At 44.6% G+C, this 11,025-nt stretch carries 10 protein-coding genes; all 10 read left to right on the plus strand.

The window, feature by feature from the left end:
• Nucleotides 1–19 precede the first annotated feature (19 nt).
• The 10 genes from tsf to lpxD all read left to right on the plus strand — a co-directional run bounded on the left by tsf (nucleotide 20) and on the right by lpxD (nucleotide 10,737).
• Nucleotides 20–865: a translation elongation factor Ts gene (gene tsf, locus R7041_RS15835; RefSeq protein WP_005380328.1), complete on the plus strand. Its 846-nt coding sequence runs from the start codon at nucleotides 20–22 to the stop codon at nucleotides 863–865.
• A 147-nt stretch (nucleotides 866–1,012) separates the two neighbouring features.
• Nucleotides 1,013–1,738, plus strand: coding sequence for a UMP kinase (gene pyrH / locus R7041_RS15840; RefSeq protein WP_005380329.1), 726 nt, complete (start codon nucleotides 1,013–1,015; stop codon nucleotides 1,736–1,738).
• Between the two features lie 100 nt (nucleotides 1,739–1,838).
• Entirely contained in the window at nucleotides 1,839–2,396 is a 558-nt protein-coding gene (gene frr / locus R7041_RS15845) for a ribosome recycling factor (protein WP_005380330.1), read from the plus strand.
• Nucleotides 2,397–2,492: 96 nt separating this feature from the next.
• Nucleotides 2,493–3,248 carry an isoprenyl transferase gene (locus R7041_RS15850; RefSeq protein ID WP_005380331.1) on the plus strand — a complete coding sequence of 252 codons (756 nt, stop codon included), beginning with the start codon at nucleotides 2,493–2,495 and terminating at the stop codon, nucleotides 3,246–3,248.
• Between the two features lie 12 nt (nucleotides 3,249–3,260).
• Nucleotides 3,261–4,103 (plus strand): phosphatidate cytidylyltransferase, encoded by an 843-nt coding sequence (locus R7041_RS15855; protein ID WP_005385351.1) that lies wholly within the window; start codon nucleotides 3,261–3,263, stop codon nucleotides 4,101–4,103.
• Between the two features lie 50 nt (nucleotides 4,104–4,153).
• Complete coding sequence (gene ispC, locus R7041_RS15860; protein WP_005385353.1) at nucleotides 4,154–5,359, plus strand: 1-deoxy-D-xylulose-5-phosphate reductoisomerase; 1,206 nt, start codon at nucleotides 4,154–4,156, stop codon at nucleotides 5,357–5,359.
• On the plus strand, nucleotides 5,359–6,717 hold the full coding sequence (gene rseP / locus R7041_RS15865; protein WP_005380334.1) for a sigma E protease regulator RseP: 1,359 nt from the start codon (nucleotides 5,359–5,361) through the stop codon (nucleotides 6,715–6,717). The genes ispC and rseP overlap by 1 nt, the downstream gene beginning before the upstream one ends.
• 44 nt (nucleotides 6,718–6,761) lie before the next feature.
• Nucleotides 6,762–9,176 carry an outer membrane protein assembly factor BamA gene (gene bamA / locus R7041_RS15870; protein ID WP_005380335.1) on the plus strand — a complete coding sequence of 805 codons (2,415 nt, stop codon included), beginning with the start codon at nucleotides 6,762–6,764 and terminating at the stop codon, nucleotides 9,174–9,176.
• Nucleotides 9,177–9,189: 13 nt separating this feature from the next.
• Nucleotides 9,190–9,699 (plus strand): OmpH family outer membrane protein, encoded by a 510-nt coding sequence (locus R7041_RS15875; protein ID WP_005391804.1) that lies wholly within the window; start codon nucleotides 9,190–9,192, stop codon nucleotides 9,697–9,699.
• Nucleotides 9,700–9,705: 6 nt separating this feature from the next.
• Entirely contained in the window at nucleotides 9,706–10,737 is a 1,032-nt protein-coding gene (lpxD, locus tag R7041_RS15880) for a UDP-3-O-(3-hydroxymyristoyl)glucosamine N-acyltransferase (protein WP_042521415.1), read from the plus strand.
• Nucleotides 10,738–11,025: the final 288 nt, after the last annotated feature.

Genomic DNA, 11,025 nt, shown 5'->3' on the forward strand with positions numbered 1-11,025 from the left:
ATCAAACGAGGAAGACAGAATGGCAACTGTAACTGCTGCTCTAGTTAAAGAACTTCGCGAGCGTACTGGCGCTGGCATGATGGAATGTAAGAAAGCGCTTGTAGAAGCAAACGCTGACATCGAACTAGCAATTGAAAACATGCGTAAATCTGGCGCAGCGAAAGCAGCTAAGAAAGCTGGTAACGTTGCAGCTGAAGGCGCAATCATCATCAAAGAAGAAAACGGCGTTGCTGTTCTTCTTGAAGTTAACTGCCAAACTGACTTCGTTGCTAAAGACGGTAACTTCACTGCATTCGCAGAAGAAGTTGCAGCTGCAGCTCTAGCTTCAAAAGCTTCTGTTGAAGAACTACAAGCACAATTCGAAGACGCACGTGTAGCTCTAGTAGCTAAAATCGGTGAAAACATCACTATCCGTCGCGTAGAATACGTTCAAGGCACTGCAATCGCTTCTTACCGTCACGGTGAGAAAATCGGTGTTGTTGTTGCTGGTGAAGGCGACGCAGAAACTCTTAAGCACGTTGCAATGCACGTTGCTGCTTCTAAGCCAGAGTTCGTTAACCCAGAAGACGTACCAGCTGACGTAGTAGAAAAAGAGAAAGCGGTTCAAGTTGAAATCGCAATGAACGAAGGCAAGCCTGCTGAAATCGCTGAGAAGATGGTTGTTGGCCGCATGAAGAAATTCACTGGCGAGATCTCTCTAACAGGTCAAGCTTTCATCATGGAGCCTAAGAAAACTGTAGGCGAAATGCTGAAAGAAAAAGGCGCTTCAGTTTCTACGTTCGTTCGCCTAGAAGTAGGTGAAGGTATCGAGAAGAAAGAAGAAATGAGCTTCGCTGAAGAAGTTGCAGCAGCTCAAAAAGGTTAATCCTTAGAGACTGTATAAAGATTAGACCGTAGCCAAGGCTGCGGTCTTTTTATGAGCAGTGAACGATTAGCCGTGATGAATAGCCATAACTGAAGTTGTGTCTATTCATGACTGTTAATCAACAACTCTCTTTGGAAGGTAAACTCCATGACTACGAACCCTAAACCAGCGTATCAACGTATTCTATTAAAACTGAGTGGTGAAGCTCTTCAAGGTGAAGACGGTTTTGGTATTGATCCTGCGGTCCTTGATCGTATGGCACAAGAAGTTAAAGAACTGGTTGAACTGGGTGTTCAGGTTGGTGTAGTTATCGGTGGCGGTAACTTGTTCCGTGGTGCAGGCCTAGCTGAAGCTGGTATGAACCGCGTAGTTGGTGACCACATGGGTATGCTTGCTACAGTAATGAATGGCCTAGCGATGCGTGATGCTCTTCACCGTGCATACGTAAATGCGCGCGTTATGTCTGCAATCCCTCTAAAAGGCGTATGTGACGACTATAATTGGGCTGATGCGATCCGTGAGCTTCGCCAAGGCCGAGTTGTCATCTTCTCTGCTGGTACTGGTAACCCGTTTTTTACAACGGATTCTGCTGCTTGTTTACGTGGTATCGAAATTGAAGCGGATGTCGTACTAAAAGCGACGAAAGTTGATGGTGTATTTACTGCTGACCCTGTAGCAAACCCAGACGCAGAGCTGTATGATAAGCTATCTTATGCAGAAGTTCTGGATAAAGAGCTGAAAGTTATGGACTTGGCGGCGTTTACGCTAGCTCGTGACCACAAAATGCCAATCCGCGTATTTAATATGAACAAGCCAGGCGCACTACGTCGCGTGGTAATGGGCGAAGCAGAAGGCACGCTCATCAACGAATAAGCTTGGCTTAAGGTGCCACTCCAAAGCGTTAGGGTGGTGCTTGCTTTGCTCAACCGTTTTAGGCTTTCTTCAGGAAAGATGACATTTTTAAGGTGAAACTGTGATTAACGAAATCAAAAAAGACGCGCAAGAGCGCATGGATAAAAGCGTTGAAGCGCTTAAGAACAACCTTTCTAAAATTCGTACAGGTCGTGCACACCCAAGCCTACTATCTGGTATTTCTGTAGAATACTACGGTGCAGCAACACCTCTAAACCAAGTAGCAAACGTTATTGCTGAAGATGCACGTACACTTGCAATCACGGTTTTTGATAAAGAGCTGACGCCGAAAGTAGAAAAAGCGATCATGACGTCTGACCTTGGTCTAAACCCTATGTCAGCTGGCACTATCATCCGCGTTCCACTTCCACCGCTAACGGAAGAGCGTCGTAAAGACCTAGTTAAGATCGTCCGTGGTGAAGCTGAAGGTGGTCGTGTTGCTGTTCGTAACATCCGTCGTGACGCAAACAACGATCTTAAAGCGCTTCTAAAAGATAAAGAAATCTCTGAAGATGAAGACCGCAAAGCACAAGACGAAATTCAAAAGCTAACTGACGTTGCAGTTAAGAAGATCGATGAAGTTCTTGCTGCAAAAGAAAAAGAGTTGATGGAAGTTTAATACTCCCACACACATCACTGTTGGAAAACGCTGTGCTCACAGCTCAGCGTTTTTTTATGTTAGTCTATCCAACTGATGGAACTCAATTAACTCCCTATGCAAAATTCTCAAGCCTTCTCTGATTCCCTTCCTAAGCATATTGCCATCATTATGGACGGTAATGGCCGTTGGGCTAAGTCCAAAGGAAAACCTCGCGTATTTGGTCATAAAAAAGGCGTTAGTGCCGTTCGTAAGACCGTGGCTGCTGCTTCAAAACTAGGCATTAGAGCCATGACGCTGTTTGCTTTTAGTAGTGAAAACTGGCGTCGTCCGGAGGAAGAAGTGGGTCTTTTGATGGAACTGTTTATCACGGTCCTGTCTAGTGAAGTAAAAAAACTACACAAAAATAACTTACGGTTGCGCGTGATCGGTGATACCAGTCGATTTAGTGAGCGTCTACAAAAGAAAATTGTAGAAGCAGAAAACCTAACGGCAGATAACACGGGTATGGTGATCAACATTGCAGCCAACTATGGCGGTAAATGGGACATCACAGAAGCTGCTAAAACGTTAGCGCTAAAAGCACGTAACGGTGAAATTCGTGTAGAGGATATCAATGAGCAGCTAATCACTGAGCATTTGACCATGGCAGACCTACCGGAAGTGGATCTTTTAATTCGCACCAGTGGAGAGTGCCGCATCAGCAACTTTATGTTGTGGCAAATGGCTTATGCAGAAATGTACTTTACACCAGAGTACTGGCCAGAATTCGATGAAGACAGTTTGGTAGAAGCTGTGACTTGGTTTATCAACCGAGAACGTCGTTTTGGCTGTACAGGTGAACAAATAAAGGCATTGATGGCAGCTCAATAAGGACTAGTTAGTTTGAAACAGAGAATAATAACAGCACTAATTTTAGCTCCCCTGGTTATTTTAGGCATTTTTAAATTACCGCTAATGGGCTTTATTGCCGCTTTAACTGCAATAACGCTATTAGGTTTTTGGGAGTGGACTCAGTTTACAGGAAGCAACTCTCGCATTGCTGCCCTTGTGCCGGCAATCATTATTACCGGACTTAGTTTTCTATACATCTCGCCTGATGCATATAGCCTCAATCACTTAACGACACCTCATTATGTCGTCTTGGGTATTGGTTTTGTTTGGTGGATTATTGCTAGCTTAATGGCGATTACTTACCCCAAAACGACGAAATCTTGGCAAAGTAATTTTGTTTTACGTCATGTATTTGGTTTTCTGACATTAATCCCATTCCTTTGGAGTGTGATTATTCTCAGAGCGTATGACATCACTGTAGATCCATACCACGGCGCAAAGCTTGTGTTGTACGTTTGTTTCTTGGTATGGGCTGCAGATAGCGGCGCCTACTTTGCAGGCAAAAGCTTAGGCAAACGTAAGATGGCTCCTCATGTAAGCCCCAATAAAACCATTGAAGGGCTAATTGGTGGCATTATCACGGCATTAATCGTAGCGTGGGCATTTGCTGATTGGTTCGATATCCAGTTCACTAGCCCTGTCCATATGGTGCTGATTACGCTGGTTACTGTCGTTATTTCAGTGCTTGGTGATCTGGTTGAAAGTATGTTCAAACGTGTCTCAGGCATTAAAGACAGCAGTAACATTATCCCAGGGCACGGTGGTGTGCTAGATCGTATCGACAGCCTAACCGCAGCATTCCCAGTTTTTGCTCTTCTTTACTACGTATTCTAATTTATCAGGAGCGGCGTCGTCGCTCCTGAGCTTTCTAACGGTCTTACAACATGCAAAAGTTAACGATTCTTGGTGCTACTGGATCAATTGGTGCAAGCACGCTTAAAGTGGTCGAACAAAACCCAGATCTGTTTTCTGTCGTTGCCTTAGCGGCAAGCACTAACGTTGAAAAGATGATCGGTCTATGTCGTCAGTGGCAACCTAAGTATGCGGTCATGGCAGATAAAGCTGCGGCATCTCAACTTCAAGCTGAGCTACACTCGGTTTCGCCAGGTACCGAAGTGCTAGGTGGTGTTGATGCGCTATGCCATATTGCTTCGCTGGACGAGGTCGACAGTGTAATGGCTGCTATTGTTGGAGCAGCTGGCTTATTGCCTACCATGGCTGCCGTGAAAGCAGGTAAGCGAGTCTTGTTGGCAAATAAAGAAGCACTTGTAATGTCAGGCCAGCTATTTATTGATGCTGTAGAAGAATTTGGCGCAGAGCTACTTCCCGTCGACAGTGAACACAACGCCATTTTCCAATGTTTACCACAGCAAGTACAAACCAATCTAGGTCGTTGCAATTTACAAGAACATGGCATTTCTCATATTTTGTTGACTGGATCTGGTGGTCCTTTCCGTTACACTGACATCGCAGAACTGGAGCAGGTGACACCCGCGCAGGCGATTGCTCATCCAAACTGGTCTATGGGGCCAAAAATTTCTGTTGACTCTGCCACGATGATGAATAAAGGCCTTGAGTATATCGAAGCTAAGTGGCTATTTAATGCTGCTCGCGAACAACTGAAGGTGGTTATTCATCCTCAATCTGTGATTCATTCTATGGTTCAGTATCGTGATGGTTCGGTCTTGGCACAAATGGGAGAGGCGGATATGGCGACGCCAATTGCGCTCACCATGTCATACCCGTCAAGAGTAGAAGCTGGGGTTAAGCCGCTAGACTTCACGAAAGTTGGTGAGCTGACGTTTTTGCAGCCTGACTTTGCTCGTTACCCATGTTTAAAACTCGCAATTGATGCTTGTTATGAAGGTCAACACGCAACAACGGCATTGAATGCAGCTAATGAAGTCGCTGTTGATGCATTTTTAAATAACAGACTAGGTTTTACCGATATTGCTCGCATCAATGAGTCTGTGTTGAATAAAATCAACGCAAGCTGCAAAGCTGAGAATGCGAATAGCTTGGAAAGCTTGCTCGAGCTAGATAGAATGGCACGAACTATTGCCCTAGAAACCATACGCGAGCGTAGCTGATGACTGGTATATTGTGGAATCTCATTTCTTTTATCGTCGCACTGGGCATTCTTGTTGCCGTGCACGAATTTGGGCATTTTTGGGTTGCTCGCCGTTGCGGCGTTAAAGTTGAAAAGTTTTCAATCGGTTTCGGCAAGTCTATTTGGAGTAAAGTAGGCAAAGACGGAACGGAGTACAGCATCTCAATGATCCCTCTCGGCGGCTATGTGAAAATGGTTGATAGCCGTGTCGATGAGGTGCCAGAACATGAGAAGCACCTAGCGTTTGATAAGAAGCCGTTATGGAAGCGAACCTCTATTGTTGCGGCTGGCCCCATCTTTAATTTTCTTTTCGCAATTTTTGCCTATTGGCTGGTATTTCTAATTGGTATCCCGGCTGTTAAGCCTGTAATTGGTGAAGTTACGCCCAATTCGATTGTTGCGGAAGCTGGAATTGAATCTGGAATGGAACTTAAATCGATATCTGGTATCAAAACTCCGGATTGGGAATCAGTAAATATGGGATTGATTTCTCATATTGGCGATGATTTGATGACGGTAACACTAACGTCAGCGAATGAAGTTGGTTCAGAAGTAACGAAAACGCTCGATTTACGTGAGTGGAAGTTCGACCCAGAAACTCAGTCAGCGATGCAGTCGTTAGGTTTTGCTCCGTATACACCGGAGGTGTATCGAGTTATCGAGCAGGTCTCGCAAGGTGGAGCGGCGGAAAAAGCCGGTGTGCTTCCAGGTGATGAGGTTGTCGCAATTGGTCAACAACGCGTAACCGAATGGAAGCAAGTGGTTGAAGCGGTTCGTTCTAATCCTGATACACCGCTTGAATTGACGGTGTTACGTCAGGGTTATGAGCAAACATTGACGCTGACGCCCGGTAGCCGTGAGCTAGCTAACAAAGAAGTCGTTGGTTTTGCAGGTATTGCACCTAAAGTCGCAGAATGGCCAGAAAGTTATCGCTTCGATCTTCAGTTTGGTGTATTCGAGTCAATAGGTAAAGCAGTAGACAAAACTGGCCAAGTCATTGGTTTGACAATCAGCATGCTTAAGAAGCTGATTGTTGGAGACGTTGGTCTGAATAATCTGAGTGGACCAATATCAATAGCCAAAGGCGCAGGCGCGACAGCAGATTATGGTTTGGTCTACTTTTTAGGTTTTCTGGCTCTAATTAGTGTTAACCTAGGTATTATTAATCTCGTTCCTTTACCAATGTTGGATGGCGGTCATTTGTTGTTTTTTGCAATTGAAGCAGTCATTCGACGTCCTGTTCCTGAGAAAGTGCAGGAAATGGGCTTTAGAATTGGTGGTGCGATCATCTTCTCGCTCATGGCGTTAGCGCTATTTAATGATTTTACTCGTCTGTGATAGTTCAGAGACAAAAGCAGTAGCAAGGAATAATTAGAACAAGTATGGCGATTAAGCGAATTCTATTTGCAAGTTTACTGGCGACCAGTGTATCTGCAAATGGAGCAGAGAACTTCGTAGTTCAAGATATTGAAATCGATGGATTGCAGCGTGTAGCACTGGGTGCTGCATTGTTGAAAATGCCTGTACGTGTCGGTGATACCATTGGCCAAGGCGATGTTGCAGAAATTATCCGCGCCCTGTATGCATCTGGTAACTTTGAAGATGTGAAAGTGTTGCGTGACGGTGGTGTTCTGATGGTTCAAGTCAAAGAACGTCCTACCATTGCAAGCATCTCTTTTTCAGGTAACAAAGCAATCAAGGACGAGCAGCTACAAGAAAACCTGAACGCGTCTGGCGTTCGTGAAGGTGAAGCGCTTGACCGCACCACGCTAAGCAACATTGAAAAAGGCTTAGAAGACTTTTACTACAGCGTAGGTAAATACAACGCAACAGTAAAAGCGGTGGTGACTCCACTACCACGTAATCGTTCTGATCTTAAGTTTGTCTTTACTGAAGGTGTGTCGGCAAAAATTCAGCAAATCAACTTTATCGGTAATGAAGTGTTCAGTGATGAAGAGCTGCTTTCGCGCTTTAACTTAAATGTTGATGTGCCGTGGTGGAATTTCCTTTCTGATGAAAAGTATCAAAAGCAAGTTCTTGCAGGTGATATTGAAGCACTCAAATCATTCTACCTGGATCGTGGTTACTTAAAATTTAACGTTGATTCGACACAAGTTGCAATCTCTCCTGACAAGAAAGGGGTATACATTACTCTTGGTCTAGAAGAGGGCGAGGTTTACACCGTTAAGGATGTGAAGTTCCGTGGTGATTTGATTGGTGAGGAAGCGACGTTCGAAAGACTTGTGCCATTTGAAGACAATGAGACATACAACGGCTCGTTGGTGACTTCAATGGAAGAAGGGATTAAGCGTGTGCTTGGTGAGTCCGGTTATGCTTATCCTCAAGTGAATACCATTCCAGAGTTTGACGACGAGAATCAAGAAGTTTCTTTGGTCGTTAACGTAGACCCGGGTAACCGAATTTATGTTCGTGATATTCGCTTCACGGGTAATAACTCAACCAAAGATGAAGTCCTTCGTCGTGAAATGCGTCAGATGGAAGGCAGTTGGTTGAACTCGAAATCGATTGAAACGGGTAAAACTCGTCTAAATCGTTTGGGCTACTTTGAAAATGTTGAAGTACAGACGGTTCGAGTTCCTGGTAGTGATGATCAAGTTGACCTAGTTTACTCTGTCAAAGAAGCGAACTCTGGTAGCGTTAACTTCGGTGTTGGCTACGGTACAGAATCGGGTGTGAGCTTCCAGGTTGGCCTGCAACAAGATAACTTTATTGGTAGCGGTAACCGTGTTGGTATCAACGCGATGATGAATGACTACCAGAAAAACATCAGTCTTGATTACCGTGATCCGTACTGGAACTTAGACGGTGTAAGCTTAGGTGGTAAGGTTTTCTATAACGAATTTGAAGCTAAAGAAGCCAATATCGTTGACTATACCAACGAAAGCTATGGCGCGAGCTTAACGTGGGGCTTCCCATTCGATGAGTTGAACCGTTTTGAATTCGGTGTCGGTTATACGCACAACAAGATCGGTAACTTATCGCCTTACTTGCAGGTAGAGCAGTTCTTAGAAGCGCAAAAAGATAATATAGATTCAAGTGGGGCATTGAATACGAACGACTTCGACTTCAATATCTCTTGGACACGTAATAACTTAAACCGTGGCTATTTCCCTACGGCAGGTAACCATCAGCGTGCATTCTATAAAATGACCGTACCTGGCTCTGACGTTCAATACTTCAAAATGCAGTACGATGTTCGCCAGTATGTGCCATTGACTAAAAAGCACGAGTTTACCCTCTTGTTCCGTGGCCGCTTAGGTTACGGTAATGGTTACGGTCAAACGGATGGTAACGATAACTTGTTCCCATTCTACGAAAACTACTACGCCGGTGGCTTTACATCGCTTCGTGGCTTTGGCTCAAACTCTGTTGGCCCTAAAGCGGTTTACCGCGATACATCCGGCTCTAACAATGGTACAGATATTGCGACAGATGATTCAGTGGGTGGTAACGCAGTCGCATTAGCAAGTATTGAGTTGATCGTTCCAACGCCGTTCGCATCAGAGGAAGTACAAAACCAAATTCGTACCAGTATCTTCTTTGATATGGCAAGTGTTTGGGATACCGAGTTTGATTATCGAGAAAATAGCAACATTTCGGGTGCTAACTACTACTACGATTACTCAGATCCAACCAACTACCGCTCTTCTTACGGTGCGGCGTTGCAGTGGATGTCTCCAATGGGGCCACTAGTCTTCTCACTAGCGAAACCAATTAAGAAATTTGATGGCGATGATGAAGAGTTCTTCACATTCACTATCGGTAGAACTTTCTAAAGAGGAAAATATTTTGAATAAAATGATCAAAGCGGCTGGGATTGGCCTTCTTGTACTGAGCTCTTCAATGTTTGCAAATGCGGCAGAAGCTGCACAGAAAATTGCTTACGTAAATACAGCTCAAGTTTTTCAAGCTCTTCCTCAACGTGAAGTTGTACTACAAAAAATGCAGAAAGACTTCAAAAGCAAAGCTGATGAACTGAAGTCAATCCAAGCGCAAGCTAAAACAAAGATTGAGAAGCTACAACGTGACGGCGAGCTTTTGGGTCAAGACGAAGTTGAAAAGCTACGTATCGATATCGCGAAGCTCGACAGCGAGTACAAAGTGAAAGCACAAGCACTTGAAAAAGCAAGTGCGCGTCGTGAAGCTGAAGAAAAAGCGAAGCTTTTCAAAACGATTCAAGATGCAGTTAAGAAAGTCGCAGACAAAAATGGTTACGATCTTGTGATTGATATCTCGGCTTTGCAGTACGGCAAGCCAGAATACAATATCTCTGAAGACGTAATTAAAGCTCTAAAATAAGAAGTTATGAAGACATTAACATTAGCCGAATTGGCGACAATTACCGGGGGTGAGCTGTTTGGTGACGAGTCTCTCGTTGTAAGCCGTGTTGCTCCAATGGATAAAGCACAAGAAGGTGACGTAACCTTCTTGTCTAACCCAAAATACGCAAAACACCTTTCTGAGTGCCAAGCTACCGTTGTTATGGTAAAGGCTGAGCATAAAGATCAATGCGTTGGAAATGCGTTAGTGGTTTCAGACCCTTATGTCGCATTTGCTCGTGTGGTTCAAGCGATGGATACCACACCAAAGCCGGCAAACGATATTGCACCAAGTGCTGTGATTGCCGCTGACGTTAAAATGGGTGAGAACGTTACAATCGGCGCTAACGCCGTGATTGAAACGGGCGTGGAACTCGGCGACAACGTAAGCGTTGGCGCTGGTTGTTTTATCGGTAAGAACGCCAAGCTAGGGAATAACACCAAGCTTTGGGCTAATGTCACTATCTATCATGAAGTGTCATTGGGTGATGACTGTCTTGTTCAATCGGGCACCGTTATTGGCTCTGATGGCTTCGGTTATGCGAATGACAAAGGCGAGTGGATTAAAATTCCTCAGCTTGGTTCAGTGCGTATCGGTAACCGCGTTGAGATTGGTGCTTGTACTACGATTGACCGCGGTGCACTCGAAGATACTATCATTGAAGACAATGTCATTCTGGATAACCAACTTCAAATCGCGCACAACGTGCAGATCGGATATGGTACCGTGATGCCTGGTGGTACTATTGTCGCGGGCAGTACAAAAATTGGTAAGTACTGCCAGATTGGCGGCGCGTCTGTTCTGAATGGCCATATCACTATCGCAGATGGTGTGGCGATTACAGGTATGGGCATGGTAATGCGCAGTATCGAAGAAAAAGGCCTTTACTCATCAGGTATTCCACTACAAACGAACAGAGAGTGGCGTAAAACTGCAACTCGAGTTCACCGTATTGATGAGATGAATAAGCGCCTGAAAGCGGTTGAAAAACAGCTGGAACAGAAAGAAGAAATTTAGAACAAGTTATCTTTCGCTCTGTATTTAACGTGAAAGCTAACAGGCTCTAGTTCCATATTCTGTACGAAGACTCGCGAAATGCGGGTCTTTTTCTTCTATAATGACGCGCTCTAAGTAGATTTAACTCCAAGATGGTGCGTATTTTGCTAGTATATTGCAAAGCGATTCGGCTTTACGACCTGTTGCCACGTTTGCCATCTTGGCGGCAAAAAATTGATATAGGAAGACGACTTTGACTACTGAAAAGAAAACGATGAACATCTCTGAAATTCAAGAGCTACTACCTCA

Source organism: Vibrio sp. 1751 (assembly GCF_033339895.1).
GTDB lineage: Bacteria > Pseudomonadota > Gammaproteobacteria > Enterobacterales > Vibrionaceae > Vibrio > Vibrio alginolyticus.